Source organism: Halorubrum sp. FL23 (assembly GCF_052439115.2).
Classification (GTDB): domain Archaea; phylum Halobacteriota; class Halobacteria; order Halobacteriales; family Haloferacaceae; genus Halorubrum; species Halorubrum persicum.
This window is the reverse complement of record NZ_JBQVRO020000004.1, coordinates 117,361-140,719: the sequence shown is the minus strand read 5'-3', so window position 1 is coordinate 140,719 and position 23,359 is coordinate 117,361. Positions and strand designations below refer to the sequence as shown.

At 71.4% G+C, this 23,359-nt stretch carries 22 protein-coding genes; 7 read left to right on the top strand and 15 right to left on the bottom strand.

The genetic code is table 11. The annotated features are described in order from the left end of the window. Window positions 1–51: 51 nt before the first annotated feature. Window positions 52–1,098, top strand: coding sequence for an MBL fold metallo-hydrolase (locus ACT4MF_RS06645; protein ID WP_444682120.1), 1,047 nt, complete (start codon window positions 52–54; stop codon window positions 1,096–1,098). Window positions 1,099–1,239: 141 nt separating this feature from the next. Continuing rightward, entirely contained in the window at window positions 1,240–2,205 is a 966-nt protein-coding gene (kdgK1, locus tag ACT4MF_RS06640) for a bifunctional 2-dehydro-3-deoxygluconokinase/2-dehydro-3-deoxygalactonokinase (RefSeq protein WP_444682121.1), read from the top strand. A 415-nt stretch (window positions 2,206–2,620) separates the two neighbouring features. On the opposite strand, the gene ACT4MF_RS06635 is transcribed toward kdgK1, so the two are convergent. The 4 genes from ACT4MF_RS06635 to ACT4MF_RS06620 form a co-directional block, all read right to left on the bottom strand. Next, on the bottom strand, window positions 2,621–3,538 hold the full coding sequence (locus ACT4MF_RS06635) for an aminotransferase class IV (RefSeq protein WP_444682122.1): 918 nt from the start codon (window positions 3,536–3,538) through the stop codon (window positions 2,621–2,623). Further along, window positions 3,531–4,190 carry an anthranilate synthase component II gene (locus ACT4MF_RS06630; RefSeq protein ID WP_099254098.1) on the bottom strand — a complete coding sequence of 220 codons (660 nt, stop codon included), beginning with the start codon at window positions 4,188–4,190 and terminating at the stop codon, window positions 3,531–3,533. The genes ACT4MF_RS06635 and ACT4MF_RS06630 overlap by 8 nt, the downstream gene beginning before the upstream one ends. After that, the gene (locus ACT4MF_RS06625; RefSeq protein WP_444682123.1) at window positions 4,187–5,866 is read right to left on the bottom strand and encodes an anthranilate synthase component I family protein; all 1,680 of its coding nucleotides are present in this window, start codon (window positions 5,864–5,866) and stop codon (window positions 4,187–4,189) included. The genes ACT4MF_RS06630 and ACT4MF_RS06625 overlap by 4 nt, the downstream gene beginning before the upstream one ends. A 69-nt stretch (window positions 5,867–5,935) precedes the next feature. Next, complete coding sequence (locus ACT4MF_RS06620; RefSeq protein ID WP_099254096.1) at window positions 5,936–6,457, bottom strand: helix-hairpin-helix domain-containing protein; 522 nt, start codon at window positions 6,455–6,457, stop codon at window positions 5,936–5,938. Window positions 6,458–6,598: 141 nt separating this feature from the next. Between ACT4MF_RS06620 and ACT4MF_RS06615 the strand changes: the two genes are divergently transcribed. Continuing rightward, window positions 6,599–7,057 carry a transporter gene (locus tag ACT4MF_RS06615; RefSeq protein WP_099254095.1) on the top strand — a complete coding sequence of 153 codons (459 nt, stop codon included), beginning with the start codon at window positions 6,599–6,601 and terminating at the stop codon, window positions 7,055–7,057. A gap of 39 nt (window positions 7,058–7,096) precedes the next feature. On the opposite strand, the gene ACT4MF_RS06610 is transcribed toward ACT4MF_RS06615, so the two are convergent. From ACT4MF_RS06610 to sppA, 3 genes are all read right to left on the bottom strand, one after another. Further along, the gene (locus tag ACT4MF_RS06610; protein ID WP_444682124.1) at window positions 7,097–7,921 is read right to left on the bottom strand and encodes a shikimate dehydrogenase; all 825 of its coding nucleotides are present in this window, start codon (window positions 7,919–7,921) and stop codon (window positions 7,097–7,099) included. Between the two features lie 92 nt (window positions 7,922–8,013). Further along, window positions 8,014–9,141: a DUF373 family protein gene (locus ACT4MF_RS06605; RefSeq protein ID WP_099254093.1), complete on the bottom strand. Its 1,128-nt coding sequence runs from the start codon at window positions 9,139–9,141 to the stop codon at window positions 8,014–8,016. 78 nt (window positions 9,142–9,219) lie between these two features. Beyond that, window positions 9,220–10,155: a signal peptide peptidase SppA gene (gene sppA / locus ACT4MF_RS06600; RefSeq protein WP_099254092.1), complete on the bottom strand. Its 936-nt coding sequence runs from the start codon at window positions 10,153–10,155 to the stop codon at window positions 9,220–9,222. Between the two features lie 163 nt (window positions 10,156–10,318). Between sppA and ACT4MF_RS06595 the strand changes: the two genes are divergently transcribed. Further along, window positions 10,319–11,848, top strand: a complete 1,530-nt coding sequence (locus ACT4MF_RS06595; protein ID WP_099254091.1) for a uracil-xanthine permease family protein — start codon at window positions 10,319–10,321, stop codon at window positions 11,846–11,848. A 148-nt stretch (window positions 11,849–11,996) separates the two neighbouring features. Here the strand turns inward: ACT4MF_RS06595 and ACT4MF_RS06590 are convergent, their stop codons facing one another. From ACT4MF_RS06590 to ACT4MF_RS06580, 3 genes are all read right to left on the bottom strand, one after another. Further along, window positions 11,997–12,920: a coiled-coil protein gene (locus ACT4MF_RS06590; RefSeq protein WP_099254090.1), complete on the bottom strand. Its 924-nt coding sequence runs from the start codon at window positions 12,918–12,920 to the stop codon at window positions 11,997–11,999. Window positions 12,921–13,156: 236 nt separating this feature from the next. Continuing rightward, entirely contained in the window at window positions 13,157–13,831 is a 675-nt protein-coding gene (locus tag ACT4MF_RS06585; protein ID WP_444682125.1) for a 2,5-diamino-6-(ribosylamino)-4(3H)-pyrimidinone 5'-phosphate reductase, read from the bottom strand. 56 nt (window positions 13,832–13,887) lie between these two features. After that, on the bottom strand, window positions 13,888–15,114 hold the full coding sequence (locus ACT4MF_RS06580) for an MFS transporter (RefSeq protein WP_444682126.1): 1,227 nt from the start codon (window positions 15,112–15,114) through the stop codon (window positions 13,888–13,890). A 158-nt stretch (window positions 15,115–15,272) separates the two neighbouring features. Between ACT4MF_RS06580 and ACT4MF_RS06575 the strand changes: the two genes are divergently transcribed. Next, complete coding sequence (locus ACT4MF_RS06575; RefSeq protein WP_444682127.1) at window positions 15,273–15,704, top strand: VOC family protein; 432 nt, start codon at window positions 15,273–15,275, stop codon at window positions 15,702–15,704. A 21-nt stretch (window positions 15,705–15,725) separates the two neighbouring features. On the opposite strand, the gene metG is transcribed toward ACT4MF_RS06575, so the two are convergent. The 5 genes from metG to ACT4MF_RS06550 form a co-directional block, all read right to left on the bottom strand. Further along, entirely contained in the window at window positions 15,726–17,894 is a 2,169-nt protein-coding gene (gene metG / locus ACT4MF_RS06570) for a methionine--tRNA ligase (protein ID WP_099254086.1), read from the bottom strand. A gap of 156 nt (window positions 17,895–18,050) precedes the next feature. Continuing rightward, window positions 18,051–18,503, bottom strand: coding sequence for a pyridoxamine 5'-phosphate oxidase family protein (locus ACT4MF_RS06565; RefSeq protein WP_099254085.1), 453 nt, complete (start codon window positions 18,501–18,503; stop codon window positions 18,051–18,053). Between the two features lie 78 nt (window positions 18,504–18,581). Beyond that, window positions 18,582–19,481: a thiamine-phosphate synthase family protein gene (locus ACT4MF_RS06560; protein WP_444682128.1), complete on the bottom strand. Its 900-nt coding sequence runs from the start codon at window positions 19,479–19,481 to the stop codon at window positions 18,582–18,584. Next, entirely contained in the window at window positions 19,478–20,089 is a 612-nt protein-coding gene (gene dcd / locus ACT4MF_RS06555; RefSeq protein ID WP_099254083.1) for a dCTP deaminase, read from the bottom strand. The genes ACT4MF_RS06560 and dcd overlap by 4 nt, the downstream gene beginning before the upstream one ends. Before the next feature lie 72 nt (window positions 20,090–20,161). Continuing rightward, window positions 20,162–20,914, bottom strand: a complete 753-nt coding sequence (locus ACT4MF_RS06550) for a YIP1 family protein (protein WP_444682129.1) — start codon at window positions 20,912–20,914, stop codon at window positions 20,162–20,164. An 88-nt stretch (window positions 20,915–21,002) separates the two neighbouring features. Here ACT4MF_RS06550 and polX point away from each other — a divergent pair, with 88 nt between their 5' ends. Next, window positions 21,003–22,802 (top strand): DNA polymerase/3'-5' exonuclease PolX, encoded by a 1,800-nt coding sequence (gene polX / locus ACT4MF_RS06545; RefSeq protein WP_444682130.1) that lies wholly within the window; start codon window positions 21,003–21,005, stop codon window positions 22,800–22,802. Further along, window positions 22,799–23,353, top strand: coding sequence for a Mut7-C RNAse domain-containing protein (locus ACT4MF_RS06540; RefSeq protein ID WP_444682218.1), 555 nt, complete (start codon window positions 22,799–22,801; stop codon window positions 23,351–23,353). Before polX ends, ACT4MF_RS06540 begins: the two co-directional genes overlap by 4 nt. Window positions 23,354–23,359: the final 6 nt, after the last annotated feature.

Sequence of the window (23,359 nt, the reverse complement as noted above, 5' to 3'; positions counted from 1 at the left end):
CTCCGTTCCGCGGTGCCAACCCTCAAAAGGGCTCCCGACGACCCTTCTCCCGTGAAACGGATCCAGCTCGGCAACACCGTCTTCGAGGGCGAGAACGACGTGTACCTGCTCGACGGCGAGACGACCGCGCTCGTCGACACCGGCGTCGCGCTCCCCGACGTGCGCGAGGAGCTGGCGGCCGGCCTCGCCGAGCACGGGGTCGGGTTCGCGGACGTGGACGCGGTCGCGCTCACTCACTGGCACCCCGATCACGCGGGGTTGGCCGGGGAGATACAGGCCGAGAGCGGCGCGGACGTGTACGTCCACGAGGCCGACGCGTCGCTCGTCGACGGCACCGAGACGCCGCTGTTCCTCGACCGCGACCTCCAGCGCGAGACGTTCGACCGGTGGGGGATGCCCGACTCCGATCGGAACCGGCTGACGGCGTTCTTCGACGCGGTGAGCACCAACCTCAGCGGGCGCCCCGCCGAGGTGACGACGTTCGGCGACGGCGACGTGATCGACGCCGGCGGCGTGACCCTCGAAGCGGTCCACCTGCCGGGTCACACCGCGGGGCTCACCGGGTTCGCCTTCGACCCGCGGACGGTTCCCAACCATGAGCCGGTCGCCGGCGCGGACGCGAGCGAGGAGCTGTTCGCCGGCGACGCGCTCCTCCCGCGGTACACCCCGAACGTCGGCGGCGCGGACGTGCGGGTCGACGGGCCGCTGGCGGCGTACGCCGAGAGCCTCGCGCGGATCGTGGCGCGCGACTTCGACGCGGCCCACCCGGGTCACCGCGAACGGATCGACGAGCCGAGCCTGCGGGCCGCGACGATCCTCGATCACCACCGCCACCGCACGCGGCGGGTGCTCGACGTGCTCGAAGGCGCGGGCCCCGCGACCGCGTGGGAGGTTTCGGCCGCGCTGTTCGGCGACCTCTCGGAGATCCACGTGCTCCACGGCCCCGGCGAGGCGTTCGCGCACCTCGATCACCTCGCCGACGCGGGCGTCGTCGAGACCGACGGGACCGCCTACCGGCTGATCGAGCCGGAGCCGAACGTCGACGCGCTGTTCCCGACCACGGCCCTCGACGACGCGGTCGACGGCTCGGAGGGGTGACCGGACGCCCCCCTCGCGGTCACGCCGCGCTCACCGTCCGTCGCCGATCGCGGGTCCTTTTGTACTCCCTCGCCGACGCTCCGGTATGTACACCGTAGCGACTGCGGCGCCCCCGGCGACCGCGGGGGACGCCCCGGCGAGGTGGTCGGCGTGACGGATCTGGTGACGTTCGGCGAGACGATGCTCCGCCTCTCACCGCCGCGCGGCGAGCGGCTGGAGACCACCGAGACCCTCGGCGTGCAGGCGGGCGGCGCGGAGAGCAACGTCGCGGTCGGCGCCGCCCGGCTCGGCACCGACGCCGTCTGGCTCTCGAAGCTCCCGGAGTCGCCGCTCGGGCGCCGGATCATCGGCGAGCTTCGGAGCCACGGCGTCCGGACGGGCGTGTCGTGGGCCGACCCCGAGACGAGCCGGGTCGGGACGTACTACCTCGAACACGGCGGCGAACCCCGCGGGACGAACGTGATCTACGACCGCGCCGACGCGGCGATCACGACGGTTACGCCCGCGGAGCTCCCCACCGGAGCGCTGGAGGCGGCCGAGCGCTTCCACGCGACCGGGATCACGCCCGCGCTCTCGGAGCAGGCCGCGGAGACGACGACGGCCCTGCTCCGCGCGGCCGGCGAGGCCGACGTGACGCGCTCGTTCGACCTCAACTACCGGGCGAAGCTCTGGGACCCCGAGACCGCCCGCGCCGCCTACGAGGAGCTCTTCGAACAGATCGACACCCTGTTCGTCCCCCGCCGTGACGCCCGGGAGGTACTGGACCGCGAGGGCGACGCGATCGAGATCGCCCACGGACTCGCCTCGGAGTTCGACTTCGGGACGGTGGTCGTCACCCGGGGCACGGAGGGCGCTGTCGCGCTCCGGCGCGGCGAGATCTACGAGCAGGGGGTCTTCGAGGCCGACACCTACGACGCGATCGGCACCGGCGACGCCTTCGTCGCCGGCTACCTCGCGAAGCGCATCCACGGCGGCGACGTGGCCGACGCGCTGGAGTGGGCCGCCGCGGCCGCCGCGCTGAAACGCACCGTCGACGGCGACCTCGCGGTGATCACGCCCGATGACGTTGCGAGCGTCGTCGACGGCGCGGGCGGGATCAATCGGTAGGACTCTTTACAAATCGCTGTGCGGTGGCGCGCGCCTCCGAGTGGCCGACAGGCCACGAGGAGCGCGTGCGAGGGAGTCGCGAACGAAGTGAGCGACGAGGCTGGGGAGGCGTGAGGCTGCGGTTGTGGTGTGGGGCGGGACTCAAAGGGGCGGCCGCGAGGACGAAGGTGGCCGCAGCAAGAACCGCAACGAGGGAGCGTCAGCGACCGAGTGAGGCGCGCAGCAAGGCCCCCGAGTCGTCGCGGCCGGGGCTTTGGAGGTGTTCACCGCGGAATCGTCGATCACGTACGACCGAGCGGCTGGGGCTTTGGAGGAGTTCACCGCGGAATCGTCGATCACGTACGACCGAGCGGCTGGGGCTTTGGAGGTGTTCCCCGTCGAGAGCAACGATCGCTTATAAGCGAGCGCAAATCCCCTATAACCGCTCGCCGTCGTAGTACCGCTCCTCTACCCGCCGGTCGAACAGCCGCGAGAGCAGCGCGGTCAGCGGTCCCTCGACGCCGTCGCCGTCGCCGTCGGCGGCCAACCCGTCAACCGTCTCGACCGGCCGGATCTCCCACGTCGAGTTGGTGAGGAACGCCTCGTCGGCCTCGCGCACCGCGTCCGGCGTGTACGTCCCCTCCTCGACCGGAATCCCCTCTTCCTCCGCGATCTCGATCACGGCCCGACGCGTCACGCCGGGGAGGATCGGCCCGTCGAGCGAGGGCGTCTTGAGGGCGGTGCCGTCGGCGAAAAAGAGGTTCGAGGTCGCGCCCTCGGCGACGTTCCCCGCCGGATCGAGCATCAGCGCCTCGTCGGCGCCGGTCACGCGCAGCTCCAGCCGAGCGAGGATGCCGTTGAGGTAGTTGTGCGTCTTCGCGTCGGCCGGAAGCGCCCGCGAGGCGGGTTTGCGCGTCTTCGTCGTCTGGAGCGCGGCGGGGCCGTCGTGGACCGGCTCCGAGCCGACCCCGCCGCGGGGGAGCGGCTTCGCGATCACGACGACGGTGGGGTCGACCGCGGGTTTCGGGTCGAGCGTCCCGGGTTGGACTCCGCGGGTGACGGAGAGCTTCACGTACGCGTCCGCGAGGTCGTTGGCCGCGAGCGTCTCGTCGATCCGGGCTTTCAGGTCGGCCTCGTCGAGGCCGTGATCGAGCCCGAGCGTCTCGCAGGTGTCCGCGAGCCGCGCCGCGTGGTCCGCCCAACGGAATATCTCGCCGCCGTACGCGCGCAGGGTCTCGAAGGCGGCGTCGCCGTAGGCGAAGCCGCGGTCCTCGACCGAGACGGTCGCCTCGCTCGCGGGCACGATCTCGCCGTCAACGTGGTAGCGGAGCGTCTCTCGGGACTCCTCACTCATCCTCGCACACCTCCACGAAGTTCCGCACCAATGCTTTCCCCCGCGGCGTCAGGATGCTTTCGGGGTGGAACTGCACGCCCACGTGGGGTTTCTCGCGGTGACGCACGCCCATCACGACCTCGCGCTCGTCCTCCGTGCGCGCGGTCTCGACCAGCCCGTCGGGGAGGGCCTCGCGTTCGACGCACAGCGAGTGGTACCGCCCGACCCGGAGCCGGTCGGGGAGCCCGGCGAACACGCCCGCGCCGTCGTGGGTGATCGTCGACGGCTTCCCGTGGACCACCTCCGGCGCGTGACCCACTCGGCTCCCGCCGCTCGCGCACAGCGCCTGATGGCCGAGACAGACCCCGAACACCGGGCGATCGAGCTCGAAGGCGTCGAGCGAGACGCCGGCCTCGGCGGGGGTTCCCGGTCCCGGAGAGACGACGACGCCGTCCGGGTCGAGCGCGCGGATCCCGGCCAGATCGACCGCGTCGTTGCGCCGCACCGCGACCGCGCCGGCGACCTCGCCGACGTACTGGACGAGGTTGTACGCGAACGAGTCGTAGTTGTCGACGACGAGGACCCGCGCGTCGGACTCGCCCGCGCCGGGGCGCCAGCCGGCGTCGCTCTCGTCTCCCTCGCCGCCCGTGGTGTCCGACTCCCCGGCGGTCATCGGTCGACCCCCCCTTCGACCTCCTCCTCGACCGCCATCCCGCCCGCGGCGAGCGCCTCGTCGACCGCGGTCACGAGCGCGCGGGCCTTCGCGAGCGTCTCCTCGTACTCCGCGTCGGGCTCGGAGTCGTGGACGATCCCCGCGCCGACGCGCAGGTGGTACTCGTCGCCCCGCCGGACCAGCGTGCGGATGACGATGTTGAGCGTCGCCCGCCCGTCGAAGCCCGCCGCGAGCATCGAGCCGGTGTAGGGGCCCCGCCGCGTCTCCTCCAGTTCGTCGATGATCTCCATCGTCCGCGGCTTGGGCGCGCCCGTGATCGTCCCGCCGGGGAAACACGCCGCGATCGCGTCGGCGAGCCCCACGTCGCCCCGCGCCTCTCCCTCGATCAGGCTCACGAGGTGCATCACCTCGCTGTACCGGTCGACTCGCCGGTACTCCGCCACGTCGACCGTGCCGAACCGCGACACCTTCCCGAGGTCGTTGCGCTCCAGATCCACGAGCATCGCGTGTTCCGCGCGCTCCTTCGCGTCGCCGGTCAGCTCCGCCTCCATGGCGGCGTCCGACTCGGGCTTCCCCCCCCGCGGGCGGGTGCCGGCGATCGGCTCCGTGACGAGGCGAGCGCCGGCGTCGTCGGCTTCGGCCGGCACCCGTTCCAACAGCAGCTCCGGGCTCGCGCTCACGAGGTCGACGCGGGACGGGGCGTCGTCGCCGTCGTCGTCCCCGCCTTCGTCTCTCGCCCGCGAGAACTCGATCAGCCCCGAGTACGGCGCCGGGTTCACCGTCCGGAGCGCGTCGTACGCCTCGACGGGGTGGACCGCGGCCGGGGCGCGCAGCCGCTGGGAGACGTTCGCCTGAAACGTGTCGCCGTCGCGGACGGACTCTTTCACCCGGCGGACCGCCTCGGCGTACCCCTCCCGCCCCACGTCGCTCTCGAAGGTCGCCGTCGACGCGTCCGGGTCGGGCGCCGGCCCCACCGCGGGGTCACCCGCCTCGATCCGGTCGATCAGCGCCCCCGCCCGCGACGCACCGTCGTCGAACAGCGCGTCGAGCGCGTCGCGGTCGCCGTCCGGGTCGTCGGCTCCCTCGGGGACGCGCGGACAGGCGGTCACGCGGAGGGGAACTGCGGATCCCGCGTCGTCGTCGTCCGCCGGAACCGGACACTCCCACGCCGCAACGCGGTCGAAGACGCCGATCCGGAGCCGCGGGAGCCCTCGGTCGTCGACCGCGCCGGGGCCCGCCGGGGCGGGGTCCGGGAACGACTCCAGCTCGCGGGCCACGTCGTACGAGAGCCACCCGAACGCGCCGCACGGATACGGCACGTCGCAGTCGCCGCGAGCGAGAGCCTCGCCCTCGATCAGCCCCTCAAGCGCCGCGAGCGATGAACTCGGGCGTCGGTAGTCGCCGGTGGGGGTCTCCCCGTCTGCGCCCCCCGCCGCGACCGCCGCGTCTCCGGAGACGGTGAGCCGCTCGACCGGGTCGACGCCGAAGTACCCCCAGCCGGACTGGCCCCCGGTGGTCTCGTAACAGAAGCCGCCCGGCCCGTCGCGGGCGCGCCGGTAGGCGGAGAATGGGTCCTCGACGGTGACGCGGCGCTCGACCGGCACGCGGGCTCCCGCGGGCGCCGCGGCGGCGACCTCGCGGAACCGGCCCCGGTCGGTGTGTACCGATCGCTGCATGCCTCCCGGTTCGACGGGGCGGACGAAACAGTTGCGGTCGACCGTCCGAAACGGTCGCCGTCAGCGGCCTCAGAACTCCTTGGCGCGGTCGATCCACGTCGCGGCCCGCTTCTCGCCGACGCTCGCCCCGTCGGCGACGGCCTCGGCGTCGGCGGCCGCGAGGTCCGAAATGCTCTCGATCCCGATCGCCGCCAGTCGCTCCGCGTAGGCCGGCCCGATGCCCTTCAGCTCCTCGACGTGGGCGCCCGTGTCGTCGTCGTCGACCGCGACCTCATCCTCGCCGGTGTCCGCGGCTTCCGCCGGCTCGGCGGCTTCGGACGGGTCCTCGGCGGCCCCCTCCTCGTCGACCAGCGACTCGGTCGAGGCGGCCGCCTCCGTCTCGGTGGCGACCGGCTCGTCGACGCCCGGCTCGTCGTCGGCCGCTCCCTCGTCCGCGGCGTCATCTGCGTCGGCCGTCGGTTCCGGCTCGGCCTCTGGTTCTGATTCCGGTTCCGGTTCGTGCTCGACGGTCACTTCCGGGTCCGTTTCCTCGCGTTCGGCGGGGGCGCTCCCGAAGCCGAGCTTCTCTTTGAGCTTCTGCAGTAGGGCCATCGTCGGCAGATACGAACGTCGGATATTTAAAAGCCGTCGCCGAGGGGGCGTCTCACCGACCGCCGTCGCCGCCAGCGGCCCCCTCCGCGCCGCCGACCGCGTCTCGTCAGTTTATAAGGATCACCGGCGCGTACGGGAGGTGTGAACGCTCTCAACCCGATCATGTGGTCGGTCCACGTCGCCTTCGCGGTGCTGTGGACCGGCGGCGTGTTGTTCGTCGCGTTGGCGGTGCTTCCCCCCGCGCTCCGCGGCGAGATCGACGGCGGCGCGCTCGGATCGATCGTCGGCCGCCTCCGCTGGGTCACCCGAATCGCCGCGCTCGTGTTCCTCGCCACCGGCGGCCACATGGCCGGCACGCTCTACACCTTCGCGTCGCTCACCGGAAGCGCCCGCGGATATCTCGTGGTGACGATGATCGGCCTGTGGTTCCTGATCACCGGCCTCGTCGAGGTCGGCAGCGGGAAGCTCCTCGACGGCATCGACGCCGGGAAGCTCCGCGAACCCGCCCGCGACGCGAAGCCGTTCTTCTACGGCGCCGCCGGGCTCTCCGTGGCGCTCGTCGTCACCGCCGGCCTGCTCGCGAGCCCGACGCCGTTCTAAGGCGGTCGCGGGTAGGTTCGGTTCTGTCCCGCTGTCGCCTCACTCCAACTCCGCCCGTAGCGCCGCGTTCATCGTCTCGACCGGCGCGTCGGCGCCGGTCCAGATCTCGAACGCCTCGACGCCCTGGAACAGCAGCATCCACGCCCCGTCGATCGTCGTCGCGCCCGCGGCGTCCGCCTCCCGCAGGAGGCGCGTCTCGATCGGCGCGTACACCGCGTCGAGCACGGCGAGGTCGCCGTGGAGGTGGTCCGCTGGCACCGGCGTCGCCTCGGGCTCGTCCATCCCCACGCTGGTGGCGTTGACCAACACGTCGGCGCCGGCGACGCGGTCGCCGAGGTCGTCGAGCCCCCCGCCGGTCGCCCCGGGGACCGCCTCGGCCAGCTCGGCCGCCCGCTCCGCGGTGCGGTTCGCGACGTGGACCACGGCGCCCGCGTCGGCGAGCGCGAACGCGGCCGCCCGCCCGGCGCCGCCCGCTCCGACGACGACCGCGTCCCGCCCGTCCAGTTCGACGCCGTGATGCGCGAACGCGCGTTTCACGCCCGCGGCGTCGGTGTTGTGCCCGCGCGGGCGGTCGGCCTCGCCGGCGCGGACCGGGGCGAAGTCGACCGTGTTGACCGCGCCGATCCGCTCCGCGAGGGGCGCCGGGTCGACCGCCGCCAGCGCATCCCGCTTGAACGGGACCGTGACGTTGAGCCCGGCGACCCCGAGCGCGCCGGCCCCCTCGATCGCCGCGGCGGCGTCGTCCGGGGCCGGTTCGAACGTCACGTAGCGCGCGTCGATGCCGAGCGACCCGTAGCCGGCCTCGTGCATCGGCGGCGACAGCGAGTGGCCGACCGGGTTCCCGATCAGTCCGTACACGTCCATGCCCGCTGAGGCGGGCGCGACCGACAAAAGCGGCGCGGTCGACCCGACGAAACGGAACCCGGTCGACCCGACGCCCCCGAGACGCGAGCCGGTTACTCCCCGTCCGTCTCCCGGTCCGCGTCGATCACGTCCTCCAGCGTCTCCGTGCCAACGTCGCTCGCGAGCTTGACCCCCACGAGCGAGACCACGATGCCGCCGACGATGAACGCCGCGAGCTGTTGGACCGGGCTGACGGTGACCCCCCACATCCCGAAGGGGGCGAGGATCGCCTCCTGCGCGAGGAAGTAGCCGGCGAACCCGCGGACCACCAGGGCGACGGCGGCGATGACGAACGGGAGGTTGAGGTACGGCGTCCGGATCCCCTCGTCGCGGATCAGCTCGTCGAGCAGCCGGCCGACCGCCGCGGTCACGCCCGCGACCGCGAACCAGGGGACGGCGGCGTAGGTGAACTCCACCGCCTCCACGAGCGCCGGCACGCCGCTCAGCTCCGACGCGGAGAGCACGCCGAAGAAGCCGCCGACAAGCGCTAACCCGCCGGCGACGACGTAGGTCACGATCGACACCTGGCCGGCGTACAGCGCCTCCCGGATCCGCTCCGGCATCCCCGCGACGAACCGGTCGATCGCGAGGCCCTTGTACAGGAGCGCGGCCCCGAGCAGCCCGGCGACGCCCGCGACCGCCTCGCCGGCGGAGAACCAGTAGAACAGCGCGGGCAGCAGCAGCAGCGCGATCCCGAACGGGACGAGAATCGTCGACCGGAGCTGCTCGTCGGCGAGGAACTGCTTGAGCAGGTAGTAGGTCGACTCGATGTCGCGGGCCTGCCGGACCACCACGCGGTCGACGGAGTCGACCGGGATCCGCGACTCGACGATCGGGAGCACCTGCTCGTCCTCCGCGGAGTCGACGACCGCGATCGCGGCCCGGGGGTCGTACCGGTCGACGAGGTCGTCGAGCTGCGCGGCGATGGAGCGGTCGGCGCCGACCGCGCTGTCGCTCTCGGCCGAGACGACCGCGACGACCGCCTCCTCGCGCTCGTCGCGGAGGTCGCGGGCGACGCGTAGCGATTCGAGCAGGCAGTTGACGCTGGCGTCCTCCGGGTCGCTCAGCCCGGCGTCCGTGACGAGCGATCGGACCGCCTCCCAGCCGGCGACGGGCATGGGGACGTTGGTGGCCCGTCCGATCGCTCCGGATCGGTCGATGCAGATGACCAGCGTCGTCACGTTCCGACAGTCGATCCGCCCGGATAAAAAGCTCCCCGTCCCCGGGGGATCGGCGCGGCCCCTCCCGCCGGTGGCGGCCTACCGGAGCTCCACGTCGACGTCGCCGCCCTCGTTCGTGAACGCGCTCGCGACGCCGCTCCCGGCCGCGAACGCGACGCGCTCGGCCCCGATGCCGAGCCGCTCTGCGAGCCCGCGTTCGGGCGTGAACTCGCGGATCTCGGGCTCCGCGCCGATCAGCGTCTCGAGCCGGTCTTCCACGTCGTCCTCGGTGCCGAGCTCGTCGACGAGCCCGATCTCCGCGGCGTCGCTGCCGAGGTAGACCCGCGCCTCGGTCTCGCGGATCGCCTCCGGATCCATCTCTCGCCCCTCGCTTACGGTCTCGACGAACTGCTCGTAGTAGCCGTCGATGATCCCCTGTAAGTACTCGCGCTCGTCCTCCTCGATCTCTCGCAGCGGAACGCCGGCGTCCTTGTACTCGCCGGCGGTGAACTGCTCGTAGGAGATGCCGAGCTTGTCGGCGAGCCCCGCGGCGTTCGGTCGCGAGCCGACGACGCCGATCGAGCCGACGAGGCTCGCGTCGCGCGCCCACAGCTCGTCGCAGCCGCTCGCGATCCAGTAGCCGCCTGACGCGCAGGTGTCGGTGGCGTACGCCACCGTGGGACCGTCGAACGCGGCCGCCGCGCGCCGGATGTCGTCGCTCGGGAGCACCTCGCCGCCGGGGGTGTTGAGCTCGACGACGAGCGCCTCCACGTCCTCGTCCTCGTCGGCCGCCTCGATCTGCTCGACCACGTCGTCGGCGATCGCTCCGCCCGGCCCCGAGAGCGGCGACGGCCGGCCGGTGTCGCGAGTGATCGGCCCCGACACCGTCACCTTCGCCGCGTTGTACTCTTCCGTCTCGCCGAACCGACCGCGGGTGAGCCGAGCGATGAGCCGCTTGCCGGCTATCGTCGCGGTCGCGCCGACGACGGCTGCTGCGAGGAGGTTCCGTCCGGTCGAACGCGCGTCGCTTGCCATACCGCCGGTAGGGCGCGACGCCGTTTATATGCTGCCGTCGGCGACAGAATCCGCACGTCGCCGCTGCATCGACGGCGCTCGAGCGCGCCGAGACCGCGGTCCGTCGGGTGGGACGCCGCAAAGGCCGACCTTTTGTAGCGTTGCGTAGTTGGACGCCACAGGGATGGCAGGCAACGAGGACGAGAGCTCGTTCGTCCAGTACGGCATCGACGACAAACCACCGCTCGGGAAGTCGCTCCTCTTGGGCGCTCAGCACTACCTCACGATGGTGGGCGCGAACATCGCCGTGCCCCTCATTCTCGCCGGCGCGATGGGGATGCCCGACGCGGTCATTCCGCGGTTCGTCGGCACGTTCTTCGTCGTCTCGGGGATCGCGACGCTCGCGCAGACGACGTTCGGCAACCGCTACCCGATCGTGCAGGGGGCGCCCTTTTCGATGCTCGCACCCGCGCTCGCGGTCATCGGCGTCGTGACGGCGAACCCGCCGGAGGGGATCGTCGCCTGGCGGGCCGCGCTCCTCCAGCTCCAAGGCGCGATCATCGTCGCCGCGCTCGCCGAGGTCGCGATCGGCTATCTCGGACTCGTCGGGCGATTGCGGAAACACCTCTCCCCGGTCGTCATCGTGCCGGTCATCGTGCTCATCGGCCTGTCGCTGTTCAACGCCCCCGAGATCACCACCGCGACTCAGAACTGGTGGCTCGTCGCGCTGACGCTGGTCACCATCGTTCTCTTCTCACAGTACCTCGGTGGCAGGTCGAAGATCTTCCAGCTGTTTCCGGTCCTCCTCGGGATCGCCGTCGCGTGGCTACTCGCCGCCGCCCTCTCCGTCTCCGGCGTCTTCGCGCCGGGCACGCCCGGATACATCGATCTGGCGAGCGTCGCCGCGGCCGACCCGATCCACCCCATCTATCCGCTTCAGTGGGGGGTTCCGAGGGTTACGCCCGCGTTCGTCATCGGCATGCTCGCCGGCGTCGCCGCCTCGATCGTCGAGTCCATCGGCGACTACCACGCCGTCGCCCGCCTCTCCGGCATGGGCGCTCCCAGCAGCGAACGGATGACTCACGGCATCGGCATGGAGGGCCTCATGAACGTCTTCTCCGGGGTGATGGGCACCGGCGGGTCGACCTCGTACTCCGAAAACGTCGGCGCCATCGGCCTCACCGGTGTGGCCTCGAGGTACGTCGTCCAGATCGGCGCCGCGCTCATGATCCTCGTCGGGTTCGTCGGCTACTTCGGCCAGCTCGTCGCCACCATTCCGAGCCCGATCATCGGCGGCCTCTACATCGCCATGTTCGCTCAGATCGTCGGCGTCGGCCTCTCAAATCTCAAGTACGTGGATCTCGACTCGTCGCGCAACATCTTCATCATCGGAATCGCGCTCTTCTCCGGACTGGCCGTTCCGGAGTACATGCGCAACGTCGGAACCGCGGACGCCTTACAGCAGGGGTTGGCCGACAGCTTCCTGCTCGGCCAGCTCCTCGGCGCCGACGTCGTCGCGAACACCCTCTACGTCATCGGATCGACGGGCATGGCCGTCGGGGGGATCGTCGCGTTTCTGCTCGACAACTCGATCGCGGGGACGGCCGTGGAACGCGGGCTCACCGCGTGGGAGGAAGCGGCCGAAGAAGACGAGGAGTTCACGTCCGCGTACGACCGCTTCGTCTCCGAGGACCAGCCGCCTCGCACCGACTGATCCCCGTCAACGCGGAGCGGCCCGACGGAATCCGACACGTCTCGCTCACGGCTCGCACCCGAGCCGCTGAACGCGACCGCTCGACCGCTCGCGGCGCTACCGCTCGGCACGTCGCAAAAGAACCGCAGAAACGTCGCCTTCGACCGAACTACAGCAGGCCGGTCTTCTGGAGCTTCATCAGGTCCTCGGTGTCGAGCGTCTCGCCCTCCTTGAACTTCTGGTAGATCTCCTCGGCCTCCTCCTTCTCTTCCTCGCGCTTCTCGGCGCGCTCGTCCTTGCGCTCCTCCTCCTCTTCCTTGTCGAGCTCGCGCAGGCGCTTCTGGACGCGTACGAAGTCCTCGTGGTGCTGGTCGGCGGCCTCCTGGGCCTCGACGAACAGCTCGTGCATCTCGTCGGCCTCGTCGCGGATGTCGTCGGCCTCGCGGTAGGCCTCGATCATCTGGTTGTGGTGCTCCTGGGCCTTGTCGGCGAGCTCCGTCACCTTCTGGTGGTGCTGGGACGCTTCGGAGCGAACCTCCTCGGCCTCCTCGACGAGGTCGTCGAGCTCGCTGGTGTCGTCGACCTTCTCCTTCTTCTCGGCGAGCTTCTCGCGCTTCTCGTCGATCTTCTCGATGAGCTCGCGCTCGTCCTCGGCGTCGAGGACCTCCGTCTGCTGACGGAACTCGAGATCCTCGATCTCCTCTTTGAGCTCCTCGATGGACTTGCCGGAGCCGAGCTCCATATCCTGTTTGAGCTCCTCGACCTCGTCGAACAGCTCGTTGGCCTCGGCGTTGAGCTCGTTGCGCTTGTCCTTGTGTTCCTGGACCTGCTCGTTGAGCTCGTCTCGCTTCTCGCGGTGTTCCTGGGCCTCGTCGACCTTCTCGCGCGTCTTCGCGTTGAGGTCGTCGCGCTTGGAAGCGCGCTCGGAGGCCATCTGGTTCAGCTCGTTGCGTCGGTCGCGCAGCTGACCGGCGCGTTTGATGAGCTGTCCTTTCGACCCGTTCTCAAGGTCGTCCTCAGAAAGGTCCACGTTGTCCGCCTCGTCCATTGCCTCGATCTCGTACTGTTCGATGACTTCTTCTTTCGTTACCATTTTTTATCTCTCCATCACCGCTCCGGGGATGGCGAGCGCTCGCCGTCGTGCGTCGAGCCGTACACAAGAGCTCCCGTTCATTTCAGCGTGCGATCCCACCAGCGCCGGAGGCGTTCTGGTACCAGATCGTACCGCGGGCCGACATATAAATACTTCGGTGATTCGGGTGTAACCCGGTAGCATGGGCCGTGTACTCCCTGATCCGTGATTATCGATCACACACCGACCGCTCCGTCTCAGTCGCTCCCGACCTCGTACGAGAGCACGATCCCGTCGTCGAGGCGCTCGGTGCCGGTCAGATCGAGCCGCGGGAACGACTCGGTGAACCCCTCGCCGTCGGCGAGCGTCGGCGCGTCGCGCCCCCCGATCACCATCGACCCCACGTACACGTGGAGCTCGTCGACGACGCCGGCGTCGAAACACGAGTAGATGATCTCGCCGCCCCCCTCGACCATCAGCCGGTCGACGCCTCGCTCCGCCAGCGCGCCGATCCCCGCGCCGAGGTCGACGTGCTCTCCGTCGCCCTCGACCGCGACGACTTCCGCGCCGGCGGCCTCGAGGGCTTCGCGGCGGGCAGCGGGCGTCGACGCGGCGACGAGCAGGTAGGTCGCGGCCGCGTCGTCGAGAATTCGGGCGTCGGTCGGCGTCCGCCCGGTCGAGTCGACGACGACGCGGGCGGGGTTGCCGGGGCGGCCGTTCCGGAGGCGCTCGACGCGCCGATCCTCCTCGTCGAGGGTGAGGTGGGGGTCGTCCGCGATGACGGTCCCGACCCCGACCAGCACCGCGTCCGCGGCCGCCCTGACGCGGTCGACGCGGTCGAAGTCCTCGGTCCCCGAGATCCGGAGCTGCTCCCGGCGCCGCGTCGCGAGCTTCCCGTCGACGCTCTGTGCCGCGTTGACGACGACGTGCATACGCGAGCCTCACGCGGGCGGGGAATGGTCGTTTCGGTCGCCGGCGGGGCGACCTCTCACTCGGTGAGCCACAGCCCCGCCGCCACGCCCGCCGCGAGCGCGAGGGCCCCGGCGAGCAGCCCGAACGCCGCCCGGAATCCGGAGGCGTCGGCGACGGCGCCTACGGTCGCGGGGGCGAGCGCGCCGGCCGCCATCAGCAGTGTGCGGACCACGCCGAGCCCGCCGCCGGCCAGCCGCTCGGGGAGCGCCTCGATCAGGTACGCGCCCCGGACCGGCCGGAACCCGTGCGACCCGAGTCCGAACGCGACGACGAGGGCGCCGAGGACGACCGGTCCCGTCTCCGCGACGGCGACGACGCCGACGAGGGCCGCCGCCGCCAGCCCCAGCGCCGCGACCATCACGGGGAACCGACCGAGTCGGTCGGAGAGGTCGCCGGAGACGAGCTGGACGAAGGTGACCGCGAACAGCCCGGAGTACAGCAGGTTCGCGGTCGCGGTCGACAGCCCGCCCGCCTGCGAGAGGTACAGCGGCAGGAAGGCGACGGCCCCGTTGTAGGCAAACGAGAAGGCGATCGTCACGAGGACGAACCCTGCCACCCGGCGGTCCTCGAACAGCGAGAGGTAGTCTCGCGCGCCCGGATCCGGGCCCTCCCGATCCGGGCCGCGGTCGGCGTCGGCCGGGAGCCGACCCGGAACACGGAGGGAGAAGGCCGCCGCCAACGCGAGCGCGGCGACGCCCGTGACGACGAACAGACCGCGCCAGTCCGCGCCCGGGAGCCGGGAGAGGAGCGCGGCGAGCGCCGGCGGCGCGGCGACGAAGAGGGTGACCGCCGCGGGCGCGGCCACGCCGCCGAGCGCGCCGAAGGTGTCGTGGGCCCCCAGCGCGCGGCCGGTCCGGACCGGGTACACCCGCGAGAGCAGCCGCACCGCGACCGTCTTGTGGGCGCCCGTCCCCGCGCCGATGACGAGCATCACGCCCGCCAGCACCGCGAAGGAGGTGTCGGCGATCAGCGAGAGGGCGCCGACGCCCGCCACCGCCGCGCCCGCCGCGATCACCCGGACCGCGCCGACCCGGTCGGCGATCGCCCCGCTCGGGAACTGGAGCGCGGCGTAGACGGCCATGAAGCCCGAGAACGCCGCCCCGACGGCGGCGTTGCTCACCCCGTAGCTCGCCTGCAGGGGCCCGAACAGGGGCGGGAACGCGTACCGCACGAACTTCCCGAGAAACCAGATCAGGGCCGCGAGCACGAGCACGTCGTACTCCCGGGCCCGGGCGAGACTCATCGCCCGTGGATTCCCCGCTGACGGTTAAAAGCGAACGGAACCGCACGAATGCCGCCGGTCGCCGACCGCCGCGGTTCCGGCGTTCGCGAGGTGGTCGCCCGGGGCACTCGCGCACCGGGGTCGACACCGTTTTCTCGCCCACCGGCGATCCACCCGTCGTGTCCGATCCAACCGCTCACCACGTCGGGATCACCGTCGCCGACCTGGACCGCGCCGTCGAGTTCTACACCGAGACGTTCGACCTCGACCTCCTGACCGAGTTCGCGGTCGGCGGCGACGCCTTCGCCGAGGCGGTCGCCGTCGACGGCGCGTCGGCCGAGTTCGCGCACCTCGACGCGGACGGCGCGATCGTCGAACTCGTGGCGTACGACCCCGCCGCCGAACCGACCGACGGCCCGGAGGCCGACCCCGAACTGAACCGCGCCGGCGCGACCCATCTCGGTCTCTCCGTCGACGACGTGGAGGAATTCTACGCCGCCCTCGACGACGACGTGGAGACGCTGAGTCCGCCGCGAACGACGGAGAGCGGGACGACGATCCTGTTCGTCAGGGACCCGGAGGGGAACCTGATCGAAGTGCTCGACGCCTGAGCGGGACGACCCCGCGCCGCCTCACTTCACCTTCGTGCCCGGCCCGGCGTCCTCGTAGGTGGTGAGGAGGTCGGCGTCCTCGCCGGCGGCCAGCACCATGCCGTTCGACTCGACGCCGAACAGCTCCGCCTTCTCCATGTTCGCGAGCACGACGACCTTCGTCTCGGGAAGGTCCTCCACGTCGTGGAGCTGTTTGAGCCCCGCGACGATCGTCCGGGTCTCCGCGCCCAGATCGACGCGGAGCTTCAGGAGGTCGTCGGCGCCCTCGATGCCCTCGGCCTCCTCGATCCGGCCGATCCGGATGTCCAGCTCCTGGAAGTCGTCGAAGCCGATGCGGTCGTCGCTGAGGGGTTCGATGTCGGTCATGTCGCTGGTGTCGTCGGTGTCGTCGGACTCGTCGCTGGTGTCGGTTTCGTCTTCCTCTCCGCTCTCCTCGCCGTCGCCGTCCGCCGCCTCGGCGACGCGCGCCTCGAGCTTCTCGTTCAGGGCCTCGACGCGCTCGTCTTCGATCTGCTCGAACAGCTCCGTCGGCTCCGCGAGGTCGCCGGCGGGGCCCTCGCGGGCCGCCTCCACGGTGGTCTCGTGGACCGAGCCGTCCTCGCCGAGCTGGTCCCAGAGGCGCTCGGCCTTCTCCGGGGCGATCGGTTCGAACAGGACCGCGATCGCCTTCGCGATCGCGACGCAGTCGTGGATGACCTGCGCGGCCTCCGCGGGGTCGTCGTCCACGAGCTTCCACGGCTCGCTGCGCTGGATGTACTCGTTGCCGAACCGCGCGAGGTCGGTGACGGCGCCGCCGACCGCGCGCACGGAGTAGTCGTTGACCGCGGCCGCGAACGCCTCGATCGCCTCCTCGATCCGCGCGTCCACCTCGTCGCTCGTCCCGTCCGCGATCGGCGCGTCGTCGTAGTTCCGGTGGGCGAACAGGAGGGAGCGGTAGAGGAAGTTGCCGACCGTCCCCACCAGCTCGGTGTTGACGCGGTCGCGGAACTTCTCCCACGAGAAGTCGACGTCCTGCTGGAACCCGCCGTTGGTGGCGAGGTAGTAGCGCAGGGGGTCCGGATGGAACCCCTCGTCGAGGTACTCGTCGGCCCAGACCGCGCGGTCGCGGCTCGTCGAGAACCCCTTGCCGCCGAGGGTGACGAAGCCGGACGCCATCACCGCGCGCGGTTCGGTGTGACCCGTCGCCTCCAGCATCGCGGGCCAGAAGATCGTGTGGTGCTGGATGATGTCGCGGCCGATCACGTGGACGATCTCCCCGCCCTCGGGGTGGGCGTCGCTCGCGCCCTCCTTCCACGCCGCCTCCCAGTCGAACGCCTCGGCGCCGACGCGCTCGGAGTACTGCTTCGTCGAGGAGATGTACTCGATCGGGGCGTCGACCCAGACGTATAAGACGAGGTCCTGTTCGGCGGTTTCACCGCCCTCTTGGGGCGACTCCGTCGCCTCGCCGCCGGGGTAGTCGATCCCCCAGTCCATGTCGCGGGTGATACACCAGTCCTGTAACCCCTGCTCGATCCACTCGCGGGGCTGGTTCCGGGCGTTCGAGGTTCCCTCGAGTCGATCGAGGAAGTCGGAGAGGTACGCTGAGAACTCCGAGACCTCGAAGAACTTGTGGGTGCGTTCGCGGTACTCCGCGGGGTTCCCCGTGATCGTCGACTCGGGGTCCTCGACTTCGCCGGGTTCGAGGTGGCGCTGACACCCCTCGTCGCACTCGTCGCCGCGGGCGTGGGCGCCGCAGTAGGGGCAGGTCCCCTCCACGTACCGGTCGGGGAGGAACTGGTCGTCGATGGGGTCGTACGCGACCATGATCTCCTTCTCGTAGACGTGGCCCGCGTCTTCCAGGTCGCTGACGAGCTGCTGGGTGACCGCAGTGTTCGTCTCGTCGTGGGTGTGGCCGTAGTTGTCGAACTCGACGTTGAACTTCGGGAACGTCGCGGCGTACTGCTCGTGCCAGTCGAGCGCGAACTGCTCGGGGGAGACGCCCTCCTGCTCGGCGTTGACCGCGACGGGAGTGCCGTGCATGTCGGAGCCGGAGACGAACGCGGTCTCCTGCCCGAGTCGTTCGAGCGCGCGCCGGTACACGTCGCCGCCGACGTAGGTGCGGAGGTGACCGATGTGGAGGTCGCCGTTGGCGTACGGCAGTCCACAGGTCACCACCGCCGGGTCGTCGGTAGGGAAGTCGTCGTGGCTCATGTGGTGTGTGTATCGAGTTGTCGTGGATACGGGCCTAAAGCCCGCTGGTTTTCGGGTGCGATCGAGAGGGTCAGCCGGCTCTGTGAGACGCCGCGCACAGCGGGTTACACGGCGGCCGGCGGGCGACTGCTCGGCCGGACCCCGAGCGGCGACCGTTCAGGCGTCCGTCACCCGTTCGGCGCGAGCGGTGAACCGGTCGGGATCGAGCCGGTAGAACTCGAACTCGACGCGGCTCGTCGGGTCGCCGAACACGTCGACTAACGGAATCCGCTCCGTCCGTTCGAGCCCGGCGAGCGACTCCGTCGAAAGCGACTCGTCGGTGGTCGACACCAGCCGACCGCTCGCCACCACGCTCTTCCACTGCCCGTCGCGCTCGCCGTAGGTAACGAACGTGATCCCGCGATCGGTGGGGTTCGCCTTCCCGCTCGATCCCCCGACGGCGAGGCGGAAGTAAAACGCCTCCTCGACCGGGTCGTACCCGTACGACACCGGGACCGAGTGCGGGGGGTCGTCGTCGGCCGTCGGCAGGGAGATCACGCCCGTCCCCGATCGCCCGAGGAACTCGTCGCGCTCGTCGTCGTCCATCTGAACCGCGTCAATCCCCGTCATACGTGATCTTGGACGGGTACGGTAATGAATGTCAGCCACCGACCGCGGAGGGGGACCGCGCCGGACCGCCGCGACCGCTTACACGATGTCGCGGACGATCGCGGCCGCCTCGGACGCCGTCGGGGCGAGCACGTAGACGATCGGCTCGATGCCGACCGCGCCGGTCTGGAAGAGCACGAGCGCGTCGGTCGACTCGGCGCCCGCGACCGCGTCGGCGACGGCCTCGTCGGTCGGCCGCTCGGGGTCGAACTCCAGCGCCGGATACGACTCCGCGAGCGCCTCGACGGTCTCGGGGACGTACCGGACGTTCACCGCGCCGCGGGCGGTCGCGCCCGCCTCGCGCGCGGCGAGCAGGACCGTCGCGACGTGCTCGCTCACGCCGAACTCGGGCTCGCCGGGGACCATCGCCTGCCCCTTCACGTCGACGAGCCGGCCGGGGACGGCCGCCACGTCGTCGATCGTCCGGGCGTCGTCGAGGCACTCGGCGACGTTGGCGCCGACGTTCGGGATGAGCCGGGCGAAGCCGGAGGCGTTCGTCAGGGTCCGGAGCCCGCGGCGGACCGACGAGAGGACGCGCTCGCGCTCGCGGAGCCCGCTGTCCGGGTCGTGGACGGCGAACTCCACCTCGGCGTCGGCGAGCGCGGGCATCGCCTCCTCGTGGAGGTCCGCGAGGAGGTCACCCTCCTCCAGCCGGCGGATCAGCACCTCGATCTCGACGAGCGCCGCGACCGGGGCCATCTCCCCCGCCGCGAGCCCCTCGCCCACGCGCTCCACGAGGTCGCGGACCCGCTCGTCGGCGACGATCCGGTCGTGGCGGGCCACGTCGCCGTGGGCGTACTTCGAGACGGCGGACTGGGAGATGCCGAGCGCGTCGGCCACCTCGCGCTGGGTGAAGCCGCGCTCGCGGAGGTCCTCCGCCAGCATCGAGCGCACCGTCGGGAGGAACTCGTCGACGACGACCTCCTCGATGAACTTCATGCGTGGTCCCCCCGTTCCTCACCACCGTCGCCGTCGAACTCGGGGTCGGAGCCGATCCGGGAGGCCTGCGGCCCGTCTTGGTCTTGGTACTTCGAGCCCCGCTCGACCCCGTACGGGCGGTCCGCGGGCGACTTGAGCTCCGTGAAGATGAGCTGTGAGACCCGCATTCCCGGCGTGAGCGCGACGGGCGCGGTGCCGAGGTTCGACAGTTCGAGCGTGATCTGCCCCTTGTACCCCGGATCGACGATCCCCGCGGTGGCGTGGATGACGATCGCGAGCCGCCCGAGCGAGGACCGGCCCTGCACGGTCGCGAGCAGGTCCGGCGGAATCTCCACCCGCTCCGTGGTGGTGCCGAGCACGAAGTCGCCCGGGTGGAGAATGAACTCCTCGCCTTCGGGGACCCGCGTCTCCGTGACGTACTCGCCGACCTCGTCGGCCTCGGTCGGGTGGATACAGGGGATGTTCGTGCGCTGGAACTCCAGGAAGCGCTCGCCGAGCCGCAGGTCGACGCTCGCGGGCTGGACCTGCTGGTCGACGTCGTCGAGGGGGTCGACCACCAGGTCCCCGTCTGCGAGGCGGTCGAGGATGTCCGCGTCCGACAGGATCATATCGGGAGAGGGGCTCCGACTGGGTTAAAAACTCCCGAATCCGCGGACTGTCGGCGCGATCGCTCCCGGCCGTCACACCATCGCGAGCAGGAGCCCGCACAGTGCGAGGGCGCCCGCGACCGTCCCGGCGACGCCCCGGTCGAGGTCGTGGTACGCCTCCAGCCCGCCGCCGACGACGACCCACTGGACCGCGACCACGGCCGCGGAAGCGACCAGAAGCGGCCCCTCCATCGCGGAGATGGCGGCGACGAGCTCGTTCGCGATCGCTTCGACCGTGGTCCCGTCGACCGACGCCGACGCGAGCGCGTACCAGATCGCGGCGAGTCCGGCGGTCAGCCGGGCCACCTCCGCGGCGATCGCCCACGCCGCGATCACGAACGAGTCGCCGATGGAGCCGGCGCCGCCCGCGAGGCGCGCCCCGCCGTGGAGCACGAGCGCGAAGACCGTCCACCAGATCGGCACCCCGATCAGCGCGTAGCCGACGTATCCGCCCGTCGCGCGCTGCAGCTCCTCGCCCACGTTCACGTCGATCCGTTCGGGCTGGTCGCACTGCTCGGCGAAGACGGAGCTCTCGTCGTCCTCGCCGAACGTCTCGCACGTCGACTCCGGCGGGCGGTCGGGGTTGTCGACCGTCACCTCGCGGTCGATCGTCGCGTCGAAGGCGGCCCCGAGCGCGACGACGCCGACGGCGGTCGCGACGGTGACGACCACGACGACGCCGACGGCGAGCGCCTTCCCGCCCGGCTTGAGCCGGCGGAAGCCGGCGCGCGAGCGATCGAGGAGGCTGCCGACGACTCCGGAGAGCGGGGCGAGCGGGGAGGGCATACGCGGGGGATCCGGGCGATCGGACAAGTGCCTTGTCCACCGGCGATCGCTCTCACTTATTAGTACCGTCCGGCCCAACCCGCACGCAATGAGCCGCAACGACGAGGTCGCCGCTCTCTTGGAGGAGTTCGCCGACCGGCTCGAAGCGACCGGCGTCGAGTACAAGCCGACCGCCTACCGCCGCGCCGCGGAGAACGTCCGCGAGCACACCGCGCCGATCGAGAACCTCGCGGGCGAGGGCGCGGACGCGGTCGCCGAGATCGACCGCGTCGGCGACGCGATCGCGGCGAAGATCGTCGAGTACTTCGAGACCGGCTCGATCGAGGAGCTGGAGGCGCTCCGCTCGGAGCTCCCCGCCGACATCGAGGCGCTGACCGCGGTCGAGGGGGTCGGCCCGAAGACGGTCGGGAGCCTCTACGAGGCGCTGGAGATCACCACCCTCGACGAACTGGAGGCGGCGGCCGAGGCGGAACAGATCCGGGAGGTCTCCGGCTTCGGCGCCAAAACCGAGGAGAACATCCTCGACAACATCCCGTTCGCGCGCGAGGCCCGAGAGCGCACCCGCCTCGGCGACGCCCGCCCGGTCGCGGACGACGCCCTGTCGTACCTCGACGACCTCGACGCGGTCGAATCGGCTGCGGTCTGCGGCTCGATCCGGCGCTGGAAGGACACGATCGGCGACGTCGACCTGCTCGTCGCCAGCGACGAGCGCGAGCCGGTCGTCGAGGCGTTCACCGACTGGCCCGAGGCCGACGCGACGATCGAGGCCGGCACCGGGAAGGCGAGCGTCCGCGCCAGCGGCACCCGCGTCGACCTCCGGATCGTCGACGGCGAGGAGTTCGGCGCCGCGCTGCAGTACTTCACCGGCTCGCGCGCCCACAACGTCGCGGTGCGCAACCGCGCGATCGACCGCGACCTGAAGCTCAACGAGTACGGGCTGTTCGACGTGAGCGGCGTCGACGACCCCGACGCCGGCCAGCGGGTCGGCGAGCGCGTCGCGGGCGCGACCGAGGACGGCGTCTACGCGGCGCTCGACATGGATCCCGTCCCGCCGGAGCTCCGCGAGAACAACGGTGAGGTCGAGGCGGCCGCGGCGGGCGATCTCCCCGACCTCGTCGAGACCGAGGCGATCCGCGGCGACCTCCACACCCACACCGACTGGTCGGACGGCGGGTTCTCGATCGCCGAAATGATCGAGGCGGCGGCGGAGCGCGGATACGACGTGCACGCGGTCACCGACCACGCCGCCGGGCCGGGGATCTTCGGCAACACCGGGCTCGACGAGGCCGAGATCGCGGAGCAGGCCGAGGCGGTGGCGGCGGCGGTGAGCGAGGTCGACGGCGCCGTCGCCGCCGCCGACGCTGCCGCCGACTCGGCCGCCGCCGACATCGAGGTGTTCCACGGGATCGAGGCCAACATCGACGCGGAGGGGGCGATCACCACCGACGACGACACCCTCGCCGACCTCGATATCGTCGTCGCCTCGCCGCACTCCGCGCTGGGACAGGACTCCGACGCCGCCACGGAGCGGCTGATCCGGGCGGTCGAACACCCGCACGTCGACGTGCTCGGCCACCCGACCGGTCGGATCATCAACAGTCGCCCCGGTATCGCGCCGGACGTCGAGGCCGTGGTCGAGGCGGCGGCGGCCGCCGGCACCGCGATCGAGGTGAACGCGAACCCGGCCCGGCTCGACGCCGACGGCGATGCGGTCCGGATCGCGCTCGACGCGGGCGCGACGATCGCCGTCAACACCGACGCGCACTCCCCCCGCGAACTCGACAACGCCCGCTACGGGGTCCACACCGCCCGACGCGGCTGGGCCGAGGCGGGAGACGTGCTCAACGCGCGCGCTCCGGACGAGCTCCGGGCGTTCCTCGACGACTGATGTCCGCTGCCGGCTCGCCCGCCGAGGGGGACGATCCGCCGCGCGTCCTCGTCGACGCCATGTGCGGCAAGCTCGCCACCTACCTCCGGATCTGCGGCTACGACGCCGCCTACACGCTCGACCGCGGGGTCGAGGCGGACGACCGGATCGCGTCGCTGGCGGCCGCGGAGGACCGCGTCCTGATCACCCGCGACCGCGAGCTCGCCGCACGGGTCGACGACGCGGTCTGCCTCACCGAGCGCGACGTGCTCGACCAGCTCCGGGAGGTTGCCGCCGCGGGGCTCCCGGTCGCGATCGCCGACGAGCCGACGCGCTGCGGGGCCTGTAACGGGCGCGTCGAGCGGGTGACGCCCTCGGCCGGCGCGGACTCGCTCGAACACGTCCCCGATCCTCCCGACTACGTCCCCGACGACGTGGGGCCGGTCGCGACGGCGGAGGGCGAGGGCGAGAGCGACGACTCCCGGCCCGCGTGGCGCTGTCGCGACTGCGGACGCTGGTTCTGGAAGGGGAGCCACTGGGACTCGATCGCCGCGCGCCTCGACGCGATATAGCCGCTC